Source organism: Fontimonas sp. FW305-C-3 (assembly GCF_058783185.1).
Genome location: NZ_JBYSYK010000002.1, coordinates 100,875 through 117,819, shown reverse-complemented (window position 1 = coordinate 117,819; position 16,945 = coordinate 100,875). Strand labels below are relative to the sequence as shown.

Genomic DNA, 16,945 nt, shown 5'->3' with positions numbered 1-16,945 from the left:
CTTCAGAGATTCTCGTAGCGATTCATGTCGAACAGCGCCGCCTGCACAGGATCCGTCTCCTGCAGATAGCGCGTCAGATCATGGAAGACTTCCCAGAAGTCCGGCCGTGTCCTGCGGACGCCCCAGATCTGGACCACAGCCTCCAGCTGGCGCGCATCGGTCACCTTCGACAGTGACTCGGTGAAACGATCCATCTCGGCAACCGGTACGTCGAACATGAAGTTCGGATAGCTGCCCATGACGCCGGGCGTCACCGTCAGCGTGTCCTTCTCGGGCAGCAGGCGGCCTTCTTCGTTGAGCAGGAAGGCAACGTTGCTGTGGGCGCGGTTGTGCAGCAGCGAGTAAATCAGTCGTTCGCCGTTCGGCGCCGTGACGCGCAGATAGCTCAGCTCGGGCATCAGCTTGATGACCGGCAGCTGCGCCGCGGGCTTCGCGGTCAGGCGCCGCAGGGCTGCGTTCGCGGTCCGCGTTGCGGCACTGTCTGCTTCTGCGGCGCAATTGCCTTTTTCACAGCGGTTGAGCGTGTCCGCAGGCCCCATGATCGGGCTCATGCGCTGATACAGCTGCCTGGCGAACTCGCGCTTCGCATCTCCGCCCTGATACTTGATGCGCGTCGGCACGCGATCGTCGGCGGGGGCGTATTCGGCGAACCACTTCTCGTCGCCGCCGTCTGCGTACCATTGCTCGCGCAGCGGATTGCGCGCGGACTGTGGCAGCAGGCGCAGGAAGTTGTACTCGGCCTCGTTGCGGATCAGATCGAAGTACAGGCGCGTCTTCAGCTGATGCGAAACACTGCCGTAGACGTTGAAGTTGACGACCAGTTGGTAATAGCTGCGTTCGAGCAGGGGATAGTCCATCATCCAGATCGTGTCCGGCACATCGCCGATCAGGCCGCGCCGGACGGCCGCGTTGTTGAAGTGGCGGAAGATGCTCAGCAGCGCCACGCGGTTCCAGCCGTCGCCGTCCCAGATGTTCTCGAAGCCGGCTCCGTTCGGCTGGGTGCGGGCGAGTTCTTCTTGGCGCAGCACCACGTACTGGTTGCGCTGTTCGTTGTACTTCTTCCACTCCGAGGCGATGCCGGTGAGATCGGAATCCTGCCCGGGCACGCCGATCAGCGGCGTGGCTTTCTGGCGATAGTCGGCGTCGTTGACGTAGCGATCGGTGTCCGGATTCTCGAACAAGGTCCAGAAGTGATCGCGGATCACGTCGGTGGCGATCTGCCCGCTGCAGACCGGGCCGCGGATGAAGGTGCGGACGAAGTACTCGGCCTCGTCGAGCATGAACCGGTAGCGCGCGCCGGCGGGGATCGCCGCGAAGGTCATGAAGGCGTTTGCCTTCTCGGCGTCGCTGTAACCGGGCAGCGTGCCGGCGTCCCACTTGCCGGCGAAGAACAGCTTGTCGAAGCGGCGCATGCGCGCATCGTTCAGCGCATACGTGATGTGGGTCTTTTCGACGAGGGTTTCGCTGATCAGGCGGAATCTGTAATAGAACGTTCCGTTGGGATCGTCGTTGGGCCGCACGGTGGCCACCGGCACGATGGGCCCGCTGCGCGTGCGTGAGCGCAGCAGCTCGAAGAAATGCGGCTTGTCGGTACCGAAGTGGACATGCGCGATGAAGAGATGCTCGTACAGGTAACGCGCGACCAGCTTCTCGCGGGCGCCGTCGCGATTGAGGTAACGCTCCCATTGCTCGACGGCGCTCGATTCCGACGCCGTCGTCTGCAGCAGGGAAGGCTCGACGCGGCTGCCTTCATCGACCCAGGTCTGGATTTTCGAATACTCGAGCTCGGTCAGTCCGGCGACGCCCAGCGGCATGCCTTGCTCGGGGCGCTTCTTCGCATAGCGGTCGAATTCGTCGAGCGTGGGGCATTCGTTCGTGCGCTCAGTCCCGAGTTCCACGCTGGCCGGCAGCTTGCCGTTGGGCGGCCAGGGATTCCGGTGACCCAGCTCGACCATCCGGCTGATCAGCGAGGCCTGTTGCGGGGTTTCGGTTTCTTCCGGGCTGTACTGAGCCGAGAAGAAGCCCTTGCTGCGCCAGTCGGCCGTAGAGACGGCATCGATGCCGAGCCGGGTTGGTGCGAGATCCTCGGCGCGAGTGCCGTCGTAGACCCGCAGCTTCGAGGCGCCGCGCCGCGTACCGTCCGCGCTTTCGAGTTTGAGCTGGCAGGGCGCGTCGTTGCAGGCGTGACAGGCGACGCACTTGTTCTCGAAGATCGGCTGGATGTCTTTCCGATAGGACACGGTCTGGGTCCGTTCCGTCGATGAGGTCTCGTCCGGCGGCGAAACATCGGGATACACCAGCCGCTCCGAGCAGGCGGAGCTCAACACCAGCAGCAGGATGGCGGCAAGGCAGCCGGCCGCCGGACGACGGAGCGAAGAAATGCATTTCATGAGCGGGACCCCAGGCACGACCAGAGACGGCCGAATGACAACGATGTTTTTGTTGATGTGTTCTTAAGCGCTGTCGCGGACGCAGGCCGCTCGGAGAAATGGGTTAGTGACGAACGGTCAGAATCCAGCTTCCGCCACAGGTGCCGCAGCAATAGAAGCGCAGCGCGGCACCCAATGGAGATTCATCCGCTCCTGCCGAGGTATCGAGGTGCAGCCTTGCGCCGCAGTCGGGGCAGGGGCGACGGATGTCGTTTGCAAGATCCGGAACTTCGCAATCCCTGAATTCGGTATGGCCGCGAAGCACTCGCTCGGCCAGCGCCGGAATCTTCAGTCTCAAGCTCATGGATACTCTCGCTCAGCAATGGCGCGCTCCCTTCGGGCGCCGATGACATTTACAAATCAATTATCGGGCCAGATTTATCTGGTTGTTTTTAAACGATAATAATTATCCGCATCGTGCAATACGCAGGAATCCGCAGATCGTGGTTTTTCGGTGCCGTGCAAATTGGCCGATGACTTCACCGACGCCCAGACCAACCAGCCGCGCGCGAAAGCGTTGCCGCCTTGCAGGTCGGCGGTGCTTCGTGCGTTCGCTTCTGCCGGGCAAGCTACTTGCTTGAGGCCCCACGATGGCCAAACCGCGGATCGCCCGCGCTGCGGCGCCCAAGCTGCTTCATTCGAGGGATCCAGCTACCAGTGAGCGTCATGATCGGTTTCAGCCTGCTGCTCGCGACGTGGCTCGCGCACTACCGGTTGCGCGCGGTGTGCCGGCCACGCATCGATTTCCAGCCGTCCGAGTTCAACCACGCGGTTGTCGACCGCCTCGATCAGCTGCGGCAGGTCTACCGTCCGACGCCCTGGCTCTACAACCAGCATTTGCAACTGATCTGGCTGCTGCTGAAGGAGGCCATCGCGCCGCCGCTGCGCTACGAGCGCCGCGACATCCTGACGATGCGCGACGGCGGTACCACGGCGCTGGATTGGCTGGGCCTGGGGCTTCCCGCCGACGCGCCGACCCTCGTGCTGCTGCACACCGTCACCGGCGATGCGCAGACCATGCGTGTCACCGCCGGCGATTTGCGCAAGGCGACCGGCTGGCGTGTCGTGCTGTGTACGCGCCGCGGCCATGGCGGTCTGCCGCTGACCGCGCCACGGGTCAACACGATGGGTTGCACCGACGATCTGCGCGAGCAGTTGCGGCGCATCCACGACGAGTTCCCGATGTCTCCGCTGTATGCCGTTGGCGCCTCAGCCGGCTCGGGTTTGCTGGTGCGCTATCTCGGCGAAGAAGGCCCGCGGTCGCTGATCCAGGCGGGCGTTGCGTATTGCCCCGGCTACGACATCAGCGTGGCCTGGACGCGCGCGCAGCCGTTCTACAGCCGCGCAATGGCCAAACGCCTCAGGCGGCATTTCCTTGAGCCGCACTCGACGGCGTTCGCCCATCTGGGAAGCTACGACGCCTGTCTGGCGGCACGCGATCTCAGCGAGTTTCATCAGAACCTCTACGAGATGGCCGGCTGTACCAGCGTTGATGACTATCTGCAGCGATCCAATCCGATGGGTGTGTTCGCCGGCATCAGCGTCCCGGTGATGATTCTGAATGCCGACGACGATCCGGTCTGCGTGATCGAAAATGCCCTGGATCATCTGGACAGCATCAAGGGCATTCCCGATGCGCTGCTGGTGCGCGCGGCGCGTGGCAGTCATTGCGCCTTCTTCGAGGGCTGGCTCGCCCGGTCGTGGGCAAACCGGCTGATGGCCGGCTATCTCATTGCCGCCGACAGCGAACTGCGTCGGCGCAATGCCCTCGGGCCACTGCCGTCGCAACCAAGCACCGCGCCCGAGGCGTCTCAAGCTATATTGAACCGTCCATAAAAAGAGCTACAAAAAGCAATGCCGCCAAGCGGACCAGATTCGATGCCAGCCCCGGCGGAGTTCGACGTGTCCATGCTGCTGGACTCCGTCAGCGACTACGCGATCTTCGCGCTCGATCGCAACGGCTTCATTCAAACCTGGAATCAGGGCGCCCGCCTGCTCAAGGGCTACAGCGCCGACGAGATCATCGGTCAGCATTTTTCGCGGTTCTACCCGAAAGCGATGATCGAAAGAGACTGGCCGGCGACCGAGCTGCGGATCGCTGAAGCCGAGGGGCGCTTCGAGGACCGCGGCTGGCGTTTACGCAAGGACGGCAGCCAGTTCTGGGCGAACGTCGTCATCTCCAAGCTTGTCGATCGACACGGTGAATTCATCGGCTTCAGCAAGGTGACTCGGGATCTGACCGATCAGCGCAGCCAGGAGGACCTGCTGCGACTGAGCGAGGAGCGGTTCCGCCTGCTGGTGGCCGGCATCTCGGACTATGCATTGATCATGCTCGACCCCGACGGTTACATCGTCAGCTGGAACGTCGGGGCGAAGAGGGCGATCGGCTACAGCAGCGCCGAAGTCATCGGCAAGCATTTTGAGACCTTCTATCCGCACGAGGTCCGCTTGACCGATTGGCCCAACGAGGAGCTTCGATATGCCCTCAAAGACGGCAGATTCGAGGATCAGGGCTGGCGCCTGCGCAAGGACGGCACTCGCTTCTGGGCAAATTCCATCCTGACGCCGCTGTTCGATCCGGCCGGCAAGCACATCGGTTTTGCGAAGATCACCAAGGACATGTCGACCGAGCGTCGGATCGCGACGCTCGAGACGGAAGGCAAGCGCATCAACACGTTTCTCGCGATGCTCGGTCACGAGCTGCGCAATCCTTTGGCGCCGATCGCAAACTCGATCGCGGTGATGTCGCGCATGAAGGACCTTCCGCCGATGGCCGAGTCGAGCATCAAGGTCGTCGACCGGCAGTTGAAGCGAATGACCCGGCTGGTCGACGATCTGCTGGACGTCGGCCGCATCACTAACGGAAAAATCCGCATCGAGCTGCAGGCCATGCCGATGGATTCGGCGGTCCTCGAAGCGGCAGAGAGCGCCCGCCTGCTGGCGGAGAAGAAGCAGATCGAACTGATTGTCGCTGTGGACCCGGAGCCGCTGGTGGTACTCGGCGACCATGCCCGCCTGGTCCAGCTCGTCGAGAACCTGCTGACGAATGCCGTCAAGTTCACGGCGGCTCACGGAAGGATCTGGCTGACGCTGCGCAGCAATCGCAAACACGCCGAGGTCGTCGTCAGGGATACCGGTTCGGGTATCGCGGCAGACCTTCAGGCAAAAGTCTTCGACCTGTTCGTGCAGGGAGCAACCGACGATGCGCGATCGACCGGCGGTCTGGGCCTCGGCCTGAGTCTCGTCCGTCAGCTGGCACGGCTGCACAACGGAGATGTCGTGGTATTCAGCGCCGGCGTGGCGGGTGAGGGCAGCGAGTTCACCCTGCGCATTCCCTTGAGCGAGAGAAAGGCCGCAGTGCCGCAACCAGCGCTTGAAGAGCGGCAGGAAATGATCTCGAGACGAATCCTCGTTGTCGATGATCAGCGCGATCAGGCCAGCACCCTGGCGGAACTGCTGCAATCCCACGGCCATCAGGTCTTCGTCGCTTACGACGGCATTGACGCGCTTGCACAGATCGTCGAGGTCCGGCCCGAGATCGCGCTGCTCGACATCGGGCTGCCGGGCCTGAGCGGGATCGAGGTCGCCGAGCGGGTGCAGCGGCTCGCCGACCGGCCGGCATTGATCGCGGTGTCAGGGTACGGCAGCGACAAGGACCGTGATGTCAGCCTCGCTTTCGGATTCCATGCACACCTGACGAAGCCCGTCGATATTGCCGAACTGCTGAACACCATCAGCGCGCTATCGTCCGCGCGCGACTGAGGCTGCGGTCGGGCTCCGGATCGGAGCAACAAAAAAAGTGCCACGGGAATCCGTGGCACTTTCTGGAGATGTGAAGCGCAGCTGTTCGAGCGCAGCTGCTGGTGCAGCTACTTCGTCATCGCCACCGTGTTGGCAATGATGACTTCCACACGGCGGTTCTGCTGGCGCCCCGTGCTGCTGTCGTTTCCGGATACGGGCGCGTCTTCTCCCTTGCCGGTCGCCTGCAATCGCGCCGCGTTGATGCCCTGAGCGAGCAGGTAGTTCTTCACGGAGTCCGCACGGCGCTGAGACAGGCCCAGGTTGTAATCATTGCTGCCGACATTGTCGGTGTGTCCTTCGATGATGACCGTGCGATCCGGATACTGGATCAGGAACGCCGACAGCTTGGCCAGATTGCTGATGGAGCCGCCTTTCAGCTCGGCGCGGCCGGTCTCGAACAGGATGTCGCCCAGCGTGACGACCAGGCCGCGTTCGGTTTCCTTGGCGTTGAGCTCGGCAATCTGGCGCTTGAGCTCCTCGGCCTGCTGTGTCGCGGCGTTTGCCTGCTCGCGAGCCATCTCTGCCTGAAGGCGGGCGGACTCGGCCTGGCTCTTGGCGATGTCTGCCTCGCGTGTCCGCGCATCCAGGCGTGCAGCTTCACGCTGTTCGGCAAGCGTCTTGCGCTGGTCTTCGAGCAAGCGGCTTTCAGCCTGTGCGGTCGCGGTATCCACCTTGCGATCCGCGAGCATCACCAGATGCTTCGCCTCTTCCTGATCCTTGCGCGGCATCTCCGCGAGCGTGACGGCTTCTTCGGCCTCCTTGATCGCCACGGGTGCGCGGCTCGCCAGATCCGGATTGGCCTGCAGGCGCGTCAGCTTCGCTCGAGCGGCATCGGCGCCATCGGGCTTCATCGGTGCCGAGCCGCAGGCGCTGGCCAGCAGGGCCGCCGCAAACATGCAGAGCAGTAGGGGTGTCTTGGAAGTTGTCGTATTCATTACTGCACTCCGGGGTTGCGCTGCATTTCCTGCTTCAGCGTGTCGGTGTTCTTGCTCAGCTCGTCGTTGACGGCCTGGGCCTTGTTCACTTCGGCCTTGGCGGTTGCGAGCTCGGCATCGGCGCGAGATTGCTCGGCCAGCTTGAGGGCCAGGTCCATGTTCTCCTTCTGCACGGCGGCGCGCGCGGCAACCAGCTTCTCGCGTGCCCCGACCAGCTCCGGCGAGGAGTAGTCGGCGATGCGTGCGTTTTCGGCATTCGTGATCGCCAGCTCGGCCGCCTGCATGGCGGCGGTGGGCGGTTTGGGCGCCGATGCGCAGGCGCTCAACGCGAGCGCGCACGCAGTCAGGGCGATGAGGCGAGCCGCTGTGCCGCGTCGAGACGTGAAGCCGGTAATGGGGATGCGGTGATTCATTGTCGCTACTCCTCGGTGTCTGCGCGGCGTTCAATCCGAGACGGCGAATCTTTCTCGAGCAGGCCGGCATTGCGAGGGCAGGATGGGTTTGCTCAACTGACCTTCGGCTGAATTCTGCTTGATCGAAAATCGCCTGCCGCTCCCAACATGAACGCACCCTGTCGGGAAGCGTCTTGTCGTTGAGTGCGTGCAGGCGTATTGCTCGTCGCCAGTTCTATTGTCAGTCGCTACGTCAGTAGAGCGATCAGGATGATGACCGGAATGGGAACGCCGAGAAACCACAGAAGTAGAGAACGCATGGCAGCCTCACAAGTTGGCGAATGGGCGCATGTCAGTGTTGATCCCGCTGCCGTCCGCCAAACGTGGCGGACAGACTTGCGACGAACGCACCCAGCAGGAGAGAAACGAACATCCACAGCGAGGTCTTGGCGGAAGTCTTGCGGGCGTCGTCTGCGGCGGACTTCGCGGCCGCCTCCGCCGCCTGCAGTTCGTTCTGCGCCGTCATATACATCGCGCTGACGCGTTCCTCCGCCTGCGCCGCAGTCAGCCCGGTACGTGCGGCGACCAGCTGACCGACATGAGCGCGGTCTTCCGGCGAAAGGGCGCCAGTCCGCAAGGTGTGAACGAAGATCCGCGCAACCTCTGCTCGTGACGCCGCGGAATCTCGTTCGGAGGTTTGCATCGCGGCGGCGTTGTCGGCGGCAGGCGCCGGAGCCAGGGCAGCTTGCGCAGGCTCGCGGAACAGGCTGTCGACAAAGTAGTCCAGCGAATCGCCATCCGGATTCGACGAGTCGGGCTTGTTCGCTGCGGCGGTCACCGCGGCAGCAGCACCGCTGCCGGCGATCGTAGCGCCGGCCTGGACGCCGCCTTGCAGGATCGCACCTATGACGGAACCCAGCAGCGCCGCTGTCGCCAGCGTAGCGACGGCCCAGGTCAGCAGGCCGTGCGCGGTGTCGCGGAAATAGACTTCGTCGACCGGAACCTGCAGCCAGCGAACCCGCAGGCGGCCGGCGAGATAGCCGCCCAGGCCCGACGCGACGACCTGGGTCAGGCCGATCCACACAATCGTCGAAACGCCCAAAGCCTTGGCGCTGACTCCGCTATTGGCCCATGGCGAAGCGGCGGAGAGGCCGAGCCCTGTGCCGAGGAACAGCAGGATCAGCGACAGCGCCGCAGCGGCCGCGCCACCCGCGAGTATCGCCCCCCAGGCCACGGCGCTGGGTGGTGCTTGTGTCGGATGATCGGCATCGAACGGGAAGCCATCGCTCACGGAGGTGATGTTGGGGCTCGGCATTGCGGCTTCTCCTTAGTCGTTCTTATGTCTGGTTGCCGGAGCGACGACAGGATGTCGTCTCACAGGCTCTCGCTCTTCTGCCTGGGGCAGGCAGCAAGCGGCATGCCTGGGAGGTCTGGATTGAGCCGGCGGAGAAAGGGGCGTGTCCTTCGCCCCGAAATCGCTGCGCGCTTTGCGCAATTCAGTTTTGTCAGCGGCGGAGCTTTCGCCCGCCCGGATGCTGGAACTTGCGGTGTGACCGGGCGAAATGCCCTGTGGCGCGTCGGTGGGCTCGCTGGAGATTCGCGAACCGAGTCGGTAAAACTGCTTCGTTGAACCCTGCGTCTGTCCGCTATTTCTCTCTGGCAGGGATCAGTACCAAAATCGGCCGGTCAGCCGTCTAGGCGTAGAGCCAGTCCACGATTCGTCCATGCCCGTCGATCCCTCCACCAACGGAACAGAGATGCCACCCGAGTCTTCCGGGTCCGGGATCGCTGCGAGCCGCAAGCAGGCGCTTGCGGAGCTGGTGCGCGAGCATGACCGGCTGCTCCACTCGTTTCTGATGGCGCGCGTACGCGACGAGCACGAGGCGCGCGAGATTGCGCAGGAGGCTTACGTCCGCATGCTCAATCTCGAGGAGCCGGGCGCGGTCAGTTTCATGCGCGCCTACCTGTTCAAGACTGCCTCGAACATCGCGATCGACCGCGCGCGGCAGCGGCAGTCGCGCCGTCGCATCGACGAGATCCAGGCAACCGAGGAGCCGATCGACGAGCTGGGCCCGGACCGCCATCTGCTCAGTGGCGAGGACGTTGCCGTGCTCAAGCGGGCATTGCTCGAGCTGTCGCCCAAATGTCGCCGTGCGTTTCTGCTGCATCGCTTCGAGGACTGGAGCGAAACCCAGATTGCCGACCACCTGGGCATCCAGCCGCGGATGGTGCGCCGCTACATCGCGCGTGCAGTCATCTATTGTCGTCTGCGGGTGCAGGGTTACAGCGCGGCAGCCGCCCAGGCAGAGTCCGATGAAGCAAACTGATCCGTACAGGAACCACGAGCCGGTCGTCCTCTCCGCTGCCTGGGAGTGGATTTATCGCCTGCGCCAGGACGAGGTTTCGCAGGAAGAGCTGGCCGAATGGTTTGCCTGGTGCGATGCCGATCCACGCCACCGCGCGGCGTTCGACGACATGCAGTCGTTCCTGCAGCAGATGGATCGCGTCACCGAGGGGCCGAATGCGCTGTCGCCCGAATACTGGCTGGGCGAACTGGCGGAGGTGCGCGGGCCGGTCCGTACGCCGGCGCCCGTCACTGGACCGGCTCGCTACAGACGGCGTCGGCGTGCGGCATTGGCCGGACTTGCAGCGACGCTGGTGATCGCGGCCAGCATTGGCCTCTTCGGTTTCGAGCAGCAGGCCGCGCGCGATCGCGGCACTTCGTCGACCGTCTACACCGCCGTCGACAGGACCACCGCGGCCAGCCTGGCCGATGGATCGCAGGTCGAGCTTGCCGCGCGGACCTCGGTGTCGGTGCTGATCGACCGGCATCAGCGCACCGTGACCATGCAGGACGGCATCGCGTACTTCAAGGTCGCGAAGGATCCGACCAAGCCTTTCGTCGTCAATGTCGGCAAGTATCGCGTCCGCGCGGTCGGCACCGCGTTCAACATTCGCAGCGCCGGCGAGCGGGTGGTCGTCACCGTTGCCGAAGGCACCGTCGACGTCCTGCCTGGACGCGAGGGCAACGGCGTGCGTGCTCATGCCGGCACCGAGGTCGCCTGGGCCGCCAACACATCGGCACCTTCGGTGGCTCCGGCGAATCCGCAAGCGGCGCTGGAATGGCAGCAGGATCGTCTCGACTACGTCAACGAACCGCTGGCTGCCGTCGTCGTGGATCTGAATCGTTACTCGGATCGGCGCATCGCGCTCAGCAGCGCCGCGGCGGGCGAGATCATGGTCACCGGCACGGTACGCACGGCGGAGGTGCAAGCCTGGGTCGACGCGCTGCCTTCGCTGTTTCCGGTGCGCCTGGCGCAGGAAGCGGACGGCAGCATCCTGATCTCGGATCGACCGGAGTAGATTCCGCCGCGAAAAGTACCAAACGGGACGACTCGCTCGTCTAAGCACCGAGATGGCAAAAATGCCACGCGTGAGGAGAAGACATACATGTACCGCCAGAGTGCCCAGGCGCTGAATGCCGGGCTCGTCGCCGTATTCGCGCTTGCCCCGCTCGCAGCTGCGTGGAGCGGTGCGTCGCAGGCTCAGGACGCGAACCAGCAACCGCCTGTCGCCGCCAGTCCGGCGAGCGTGCTGGACCAGCGCGTGGCGGTCGACCTCGCCGCGCAATCGCTGTCCGCGGCGATCATCGAGGTGACCAAGCTCGCGGGCGTGCAGGTGGTCATGCCCGGCGGCTCGTTCTATGACGATCTTTCGCCGGAACTGCATGGCGAGATGTCCTTGCGCGAAGCGCTCACTCGCCTGCTGCAGGGCACCGGCGCGACGTTCCGCGAGGCGAATCCGGGAACGATCGCCATCGACGTACCGCGGCGCAGTGTGTCATCCGGCGCCGGCGACGACAGTGCACTGGAAGCGCTGGGCCTCGCGACAGCGCCGCCCAGCGCGGAGGAGACCGCCCGTGCGAGCGTGGCCGATCTGCCGACGATCGAAGTGCCGGGGCTGGCTTCCACGCAATCGAGACCGAGCGAGCAGAAGGAAGCGTCGGACGGCGTTCAGCGGCTGGAGGAGATTGTCGTCACGGCGACCAAGCGCGCCAAGAGCGTGCGCGAGATTCCACAGTCCATCGTCGGCCTGTCGGGCGAAGACCTGGAGCGCGCCAACATCAAGGGCATGGAAGACATTGCGCGGGTGGTGCCCGGCGTCAATGTCACCGAGCCGGGCGACAGCGCGCAACGGGTGACGATCCGCGGCATCGCCGGCCAGTCCAATACCAATGCAACGACCGGCATCCTGTACGGCGACATCGCTTTCAACGACACCTATCTGCCGAGAGTCGTGCCGGATCCGCTGCCGTTCGATCTGCAGAGCGTCGAGGTTCTGAAGGGTCCGCAGGGCACGCTGTTCGGCGCCAGCGCGCTCAACGGCGCCATCCGCTATGTGCCGGAGCCCGCCAAGATCGGTGTCTGGGAATCGCGCTACATGCTGGAGTACACGTCCATCAGCAACGGTGCCGGCGCGCCGGTCGTCGGCGCCGTCGTCAATATTCCGCTCGACGATTACACGACGGCGCTGCGGCTGACCGGCTACACCCGCGAGTCTCCCGGCTACATCGACAACAGCCGCCTCGGCGCCGACGTCAACGAGATCCGGCAGAACGGAGCCCGCGGCAGCCTCGTCGTGGAGCCCGACGAAGGCATCGAAGGCACGCTGACCTACGCCTGGCAGAACACGCATCGCGCCGATGTGGCGATCGCGGACAACGACGACGGCGACCTGATCACCCGCGAACGGCCGCGCCACAGTCCCGCCGATTTCGAGTATCACTTCGCCGACCTGAAGTTGAGTCTGGATCTCGATTGGGCAGAGCTGGTTTCCGACACGGGTTTCGTCCGCAAGAGTGCCGACAGTTTTTTCGAAGCCACGTCGCGACTGACCGGCAGCACAGACGCGCTGCTGCGCGGCAACCAGGAAGATCAGGCGACGTCGGATAGCTGGAGCCAGGAGTTGCGCCTGGTCTCGCCGGCGGACGGTGGCGACTGGCAATGGGTGGCCGGCATCGCCGGTTTTCGCCAGGACATCGACTACCACCTGGAACAGCCCATCGGTCTGGAGACCCCGGGCGCGCCCGATCGCCTGCTGGCTTTGCTGGGCTCCCTGCTCGGCAATGTCGGAGGGCTGTCGGATCTCATCAACGACCGCGGCGAGCTGCTGCTCGTCGTTCTCGATACCCAGGCGCAGATCCAGGAAGTCGCGCTGTTCGGCGAGGTCACGCGCCGCTTCGCCGACGACTGGGAACTGACCCTGGGCGGGCGTCTGTACCGGACCAGTTCGCAAGGCAAGGTGCATCAGGCCAGTGCGCTGTTCGCCGTGCAGGGCGGCAATCCGGTGCGCGACTTCGAAGGCACCTTGCACGAGGAAGGTTTCAACCCCAAGGCCTCGCTGCTGTGGCACATGAGCGAAGACCTGATCTCGTATGCGTCAATCTCCAAGGGCTTCCGCGTCGGCGGCATCCAGCCGGGCTTTTCACTAAGCGGCCCGCCGGCGCCGAACTTCTTCAAATCCGACAGCCTCTGGAGCTACGAGCTGGGGCTGCGCACGCAGTGGCTGGATCAGCAGCTGCGCATCGACGTCGCCGGTTTCCACACCGTGTGGACCGACCCGCAGACTTTCCAGAACAGCTCGTTGACGGCGGCGTACATCGACAACGCCGGCGGCGTCGAGAACTACGGTGTCGAGGCAACCGTGCAGGCGGCGCTGCCCTGGGGCCTGCAGTTCAACAGCTCCGCGGCCTGGACCGATACCTACACGACCGAGCCGTTCCAGAGCCAGGGCGGGGAAGTGGGCTCCGGTGCGCAGTGGCCCTTCGCGCCGCGCTGGCAGACCTCAAGCTCACTGGCCTGGGCGCTGCCGATCGGATCGTGGGTCGCCGCACCGGCGGTCAGCTACAGCACGATCAGCGATGCGCCGAACAATCTCGATCCCAGCACGGTCTACAGGGTCTTCGGCTATCAGCAGCTGGATCTGTCCCTGGGGCTGCGCGACCTCGCGATCGAATGGATGCCGGAGTTCTCGCTGACGCTGAACAACGTGCTCGACGAGCGCGGCATCAACAACTACTACTCGGGCGCTCTGGTGCCGGCCGTGCAATCCGTCGATACGACCTATATCCGCCCGCGCGCGCTGACGCTGCGTATCGCCGGCCGCTTCTGAAAGCGCGTTGTCAGCCGCCTTAGAATGGAGATCTGCCATCACCAGACCTCTCCATGGATCTCAAAGTCGTCCTGTTGCTGATTGCCGATGTGCTGTTGCTGGCAACGTCGCTGGCCTACGGCGTGAGCTTCCTGAGGAAGAGGAACTACATGCTCGGGCTGGAGCTGCTGATAGTGACCGTCTCGACGTCGAATCTGCTGCTGTATTTTCTGAGCGGATCCCAGCTTGCCTATGACGTCTCGTTTTTTCTCGATGCATTTTCCAGGGGCTTCGGCATTCCGCTGATCGCCACCTTGGGGCTGATGGCGGTGACGCATCGCTACCAGCCTTCGATGCTGGCCGACGTCCTGTGGTTCGCAGCTTGCTTCGCCAGCACGATCGTGCTGGTCAACGCGGATTTCATGGCCCAGCCACTGCCGTATTTCTACGTTGCGGTGTGGAGCCTGTTCTCGATCTATCTGGTTTATTTCGCCTGGCGGCTGCTGCGCGCCGGCGCACGCGGCCATGCCTGCAGCGTCATCGTCGCGATGATCACCGGGCAGGCGATTGCCTGCATCTATGACTTCTACAAGATTCCCGGCGACCAGGATCAGATGATCTTCTTCACGCTCGCGCTGACGACCTGGGCCTATCTCACGGTGTCGCTGTACTACGCTTACCGCGCCCTCGAGCGTGCGCAGGAGCCCGGCGCTGCGGCAGTCCGCTGAGCGTCCGCAACACCTGCCAGCCGCGATGGGCCGCGGCTGGCAGGTGCTCCGCGAGCGATGGGTTTACTTGCCTGCGAGCGCCGAATTGAAGATCGCGCTCGGCCGCATCACCGCGGCAAGCTTTTCGGGATCCGGCGAATAGTAGCCGCCGATATCGACCGGCTTGCCCTGCACGCTGGCCAGCTCGGCGACGATGATCAACTCCTTCTCCGTCAATGTCTTTGCCAGCGGCGCGAAGTGCGCAGCGAGCTCGGCATCCTCGGTCTGCGCAGCCAGCGCCTGTGCCCAGTACATCGCGAGGTAGAACTGGCTGCCGCGATTGTCGAGCTGGCCGGTCTTGGGCGACGGATTCTTGTTGTTGTCGAGCAGCTTTCCGGTCGCCGCGTCGAGCGTGCTCGCCAGCAGCTTGGCCCGCGCATTGCCGGTCTTGATGCCCAGGTCCTCAAGCCCCACGGCGAGGGCCAGGAACTCGCCGAGCGAATCCCAGCGCAGGTGGTTTTCCTCGACCAGCTGCTGCACGTGCTTCGGTGCCGAGCCGCCGGCGCCGGTCTCGTACATGCCGCCACCGGCCATCAGCGGCACGATCGACAGCATCTTCGCGCTGGTGCCCAGTTCCATGATCGGGAACAGGTCGGTCAGATAGTCGCGCAGGATGTTGCCGGTCACCGAGATGGTGTCCTGGCCGCGCACCACGCGCTCCAGCGTGTAACGCATCGCGCGGACCTGCGACATGATCTCGATCTTCAGGCCGCTGATGTCGTACTCCTGCACGTACTTCACGACCTTCTGGATCAGCTCGTGTTCGTGCGGGCGATACGGATCGAGCCAGAAGATCGCCGGCGTCTTCGAGTTGCGCGCACGCGTCACGGCGAGCTTGACCCAGTCGCGCACCGGCGCGTCCTTGACCTGGCACATGCGCCAGATGTCGCCGGTCTCGACGTTTTGCGTCATCAACACTTCGCCGGTCTCGAGATCGGTGATGTTGGCGACCCCGTCCTCCGAAATCTCGAAGGTCTTGTCGTGCGAGCCGTACTCCTCGGCCTGCTGCGCCATCAGGCCGACGTTCGGCACCGAGCCCATGGTCTTGGGATCGAAGGCGCCGTGCGTCTTGCAGAAATTGATCATCTCTTGGTAGATGCGGGCGAAGGTCGATTCCGGCATCACCGCCTTCACATCCTTCAGGCGGCCGTCGGCGCCCCACATCTTGCCGCCGTTGCGGATCATCGCCGGCATCGAGGCATCGACGATCACATCGTTGGGCGAGTGGAAGTTGGTGATGCCCTTGGCGGAATCGACCATCGCCAACTCAGGGCGAGTCGCATGGCAGGCGTGCAGGTCGCGCTTGATCTCGTCCTGTTCGCTCTGCGGCAGCTTGGTGATCTTGTTGTACAGATCGACCATGCCGTTGTTGACGTTGATGCCCAGCTCGTCGAAGGTCTTGCCGTGCTTCTCGAAGGCCTCGCGGTAGAAGATGCGCACGCAGTGGCCGAACACGATCGGGTGCGAGACCTTCATCATCGTCGCCTTGACGTGCAGCGAGAACATCACGCCGCTCTTGTGCGCGTCCTCGATCTGCGTTTCATAGAACTCGAGCAAGGCCTTCTTGCTCATGAACATGCTGTCGATGATTTCCTTGTCCTGCAGCGCCACCTTGGGCTTGAGGACGATGGTCTTGCCGCTCTTGGTGATCAGCTCCATCTTGACGTTGCGCGCGCGGTCGAGCGTCATCGACTTCTCGCCGTGGTAGAAGTCGCCGTGATGCATATGCGACACGTGCGAACGTGAAGCCTGGCTCCATTCCGCCATCGAGTGCGGATTCTTGCGCGCATAGTCCTTGACCGCCTTGGGCGCGCGACGGTCGGAATTGCCTTCGCGCAGCACCGGGTTCACGGCGCTGCCCAGGCACTTGGAATAGCGCTTCCTGATCGCGGTTTCTTCTTCGGTCGCGGGCTGTTCCGGATACTCCGGGATGTTGTAGCCCTTGGCGCGCAGTTCCTTGATGGCCGCCAGCAGCTGCGCCACCGACGCGCTGATGTTGGGCAGCTTGATGATGTTCGTGTCGGGCAGCAGGGTCAGCCGGCCCAGCTCGGCGAGGTTGTCCGGCACCCGCTGCGATTCGGGAAGAAACTCGGCGAACTCGCCGAGGATGCGGGCCGCCAGCGAGATGTCGCTGGTCTGCACCTTGATGCCGGCCGGCGCGGTGAAGGCTTCGATGATCGGCAGGAACGACGCCGTGGCCAACAGCGGGGCTTCATCGGTCAGTGTGTAGATGATTGCTGGCTGTTTTTTGCTCAAGGGTTCGGCTCCAGACTGTTCTGACACGAAATTGGTTATAGAAGCAAAGATCAAGAACATACGACGCTAACAAAAAACGCCTTGCCCCGGAATTCCTGTGCTCTTGGGGTCGCTTCACCGCCAAGGATGACGCATGTTAGCGCGCCTGATGGCCGGCGTTCTCGACAGTCGGTGCATGACAGATCGGCGACGCTCACGCCTGCCTGAGCGTCCCG

At 63.8% G+C, this 16,945-nt stretch carries 12 protein-coding genes; 6 read left to right on the top strand and 6 right to left on the bottom strand.

Going from position 1 to position 16,945, the window contains the following annotated elements; translation table 11 throughout:
• Positions 1 to 2 precede the first annotated feature (2 nt).
• Together AC3WUF_RS06720 and AC3WUF_RS06715 are read right to left on the bottom strand one after the other, a co-directional pair.
• Complete coding sequence (locus AC3WUF_RS06720; RefSeq protein ID WP_492423779.1) at positions 3 to 2,390, bottom strand: fatty acid cis/trans isomerase; 2,388 nt, start codon at positions 2,388 to 2,390, stop codon at positions 3 to 5.
• Between the two features lie 103 nt (positions 2,391 to 2,493).
• Positions 2,494 to 2,733 (bottom strand): hypothetical protein, encoded by a 240-nt coding sequence (locus AC3WUF_RS06715; RefSeq protein ID WP_492423777.1) that lies wholly within the window; start codon positions 2,731 to 2,733, stop codon positions 2,494 to 2,496.
• 362 nt (positions 2,734 to 3,095) lie between these two features.
• Between AC3WUF_RS06715 and AC3WUF_RS06710 the strand changes: the two genes are divergently transcribed.
• The gene (locus AC3WUF_RS06710; RefSeq protein WP_492425589.1) at positions 3,096 to 4,265 is read left to right on the top strand and encodes a YheT family hydrolase; all 1,170 of its coding nucleotides are present in this window, start codon (positions 3,096 to 3,098) and stop codon (positions 4,263 to 4,265) included.
• An 18-nt stretch (positions 4,266 to 4,283) separates the two neighbouring features.
• Positions 4,284 to 6,191 (top strand): PAS domain-containing hybrid sensor histidine kinase/response regulator, encoded by a 1,908-nt coding sequence (locus AC3WUF_RS06705; RefSeq protein WP_492423775.1) that lies wholly within the window; start codon positions 4,284 to 4,286, stop codon positions 6,189 to 6,191.
• Between the two features lie 107 nt (positions 6,192 to 6,298).
• On the opposite strand, the gene AC3WUF_RS06700 is transcribed toward AC3WUF_RS06705, so the two are convergent.
• The 3 genes from AC3WUF_RS06700 to AC3WUF_RS06690 form a co-directional block, all read right to left on the bottom strand.
• Positions 6,299 to 7,165 (bottom strand): OmpA family protein, encoded by an 867-nt coding sequence (locus tag AC3WUF_RS06700; RefSeq protein WP_492423773.1) that lies wholly within the window; start codon positions 7,163 to 7,165, stop codon positions 6,299 to 6,301.
• Positions 7,165 to 7,578 carry a DUF4398 domain-containing protein gene (locus tag AC3WUF_RS06695; RefSeq protein ID WP_492423771.1) on the bottom strand — a complete coding sequence of 138 codons (414 nt, stop codon included), beginning with the start codon at positions 7,576 to 7,578 and terminating at the stop codon, positions 7,165 to 7,167. The genes AC3WUF_RS06700 and AC3WUF_RS06695 overlap by 1 nt, the downstream gene beginning before the upstream one ends.
• Positions 7,579 to 7,909: 331 nt before the next feature.
• Positions 7,910 to 8,872: a hypothetical protein gene (locus AC3WUF_RS06690; protein ID WP_492423769.1), complete on the bottom strand. Its 963-nt coding sequence runs from the start codon at positions 8,870 to 8,872 to the stop codon at positions 7,910 to 7,912.
• A 409-nt stretch (positions 8,873 to 9,281) separates the two neighbouring features.
• Here AC3WUF_RS06690 and AC3WUF_RS06685 point away from each other — a divergent pair, with 409 nt between their 5' ends.
• The 4 genes from AC3WUF_RS06685 to AC3WUF_RS06670 all read left to right on the top strand — a co-directional run bounded on the left by AC3WUF_RS06685 (position 9,282) and on the right by AC3WUF_RS06670 (position 14,435).
• Positions 9,282 to 9,884: an RNA polymerase sigma factor gene (locus AC3WUF_RS06685; RefSeq protein ID WP_492423767.1), complete on the top strand. Its 603-nt coding sequence runs from the start codon at positions 9,282 to 9,284 to the stop codon at positions 9,882 to 9,884.
• Positions 9,871 to 10,920, top strand: coding sequence for a FecR family protein (locus tag AC3WUF_RS06680; protein ID WP_492423765.1), 1,050 nt, complete (start codon positions 9,871 to 9,873; stop codon positions 10,918 to 10,920). The genes AC3WUF_RS06685 and AC3WUF_RS06680 overlap by 14 nt, the downstream gene beginning before the upstream one ends.
• Positions 10,921 to 11,007: 87 nt before the next feature.
• Positions 11,008 to 13,728 (top strand): TonB-dependent receptor, encoded by a 2,721-nt coding sequence (locus tag AC3WUF_RS06675; RefSeq protein ID WP_492423763.1) that lies wholly within the window; start codon positions 11,008 to 11,010, stop codon positions 13,726 to 13,728.
• A 53-nt stretch (positions 13,729 to 13,781) separates the two neighbouring features.
• Positions 13,782 to 14,435, top strand: coding sequence for a hypothetical protein (locus tag AC3WUF_RS06670; RefSeq protein ID WP_492423761.1), 654 nt, complete (start codon positions 13,782 to 13,784; stop codon positions 14,433 to 14,435).
• 63 nt (positions 14,436 to 14,498) lie between these two features.
• Here AC3WUF_RS06670 and AC3WUF_RS06665 read toward each other — a convergent pair whose 3' ends face one another.
• Complete coding sequence (locus AC3WUF_RS06665) at positions 14,499 to 16,730, bottom strand: NADP-dependent isocitrate dehydrogenase (protein ID WP_492423759.1); 2,232 nt, start codon at positions 16,728 to 16,730, stop codon at positions 14,499 to 14,501.
• Positions 16,731 to 16,945: the final 215 nt, after the last annotated feature.

Excerpts from the sequence above, each read along its gene's own strand:
- AC3WUF_RS06720 (WP_492423779.1), bottom strand. The coding sequence starts at position 2,390 with ATGAAATGCATTTCTTCGCTCCGTCGTCCGGCGGCCGGCTGCCTTGCC.
- AC3WUF_RS06715 (WP_492423777.1), bottom strand. The coding sequence starts at position 2,733 with ATGAGCTTGAGACTGAAGATTCCGGCGCTGGCCGAGCGAGTGCTTCGC.
- AC3WUF_RS06710 (WP_492425589.1), top strand. The coding sequence starts at position 3,096 with ATGATCGGTTTCAGCCTGCTGCTCGCGACGTGGCTCGCGCACTACCGG.
- AC3WUF_RS06705 (WP_492423775.1), top strand. The coding sequence starts at position 4,284 with ATGCCGCCAAGCGGACCAGATTCGATGCCAGCCCCGGCGGAGTTCGAC.
- AC3WUF_RS06700 (WP_492423773.1), bottom strand. The coding sequence starts at position 7,165 with ATGAATACGACAACTTCCAAGACACCCCTACTGCTCTGCATGTTTGCG.
- AC3WUF_RS06695 (WP_492423771.1), bottom strand. The coding sequence starts at position 7,578 with ATGAATCACCGCATCCCCATTACCGGCTTCACGTCTCGACGCGGCACA.
- AC3WUF_RS06690 (WP_492423769.1), bottom strand. The coding sequence starts at position 8,872 with ATGCCGAGCCCCAACATCACCTCCGTGAGCGATGGCTTCCCGTTCGAT.
- AC3WUF_RS06685 (WP_492423767.1), top strand. The coding sequence starts at position 9,282 with ATGCCCGTCGATCCCTCCACCAACGGAACAGAGATGCCACCCGAGTCT.
- AC3WUF_RS06680 (WP_492423765.1), top strand. The coding sequence starts at position 9,871 with ATGAAGCAAACTGATCCGTACAGGAACCACGAGCCGGTCGTCCTCTCC.
- AC3WUF_RS06675 (WP_492423763.1), top strand. The coding sequence starts at position 11,008 with ATGTACCGCCAGAGTGCCCAGGCGCTGAATGCCGGGCTCGTCGCCGTA.
- AC3WUF_RS06670 (WP_492423761.1), top strand. The coding sequence starts at position 13,782 with ATGGATCTCAAAGTCGTCCTGTTGCTGATTGCCGATGTGCTGTTGCTG.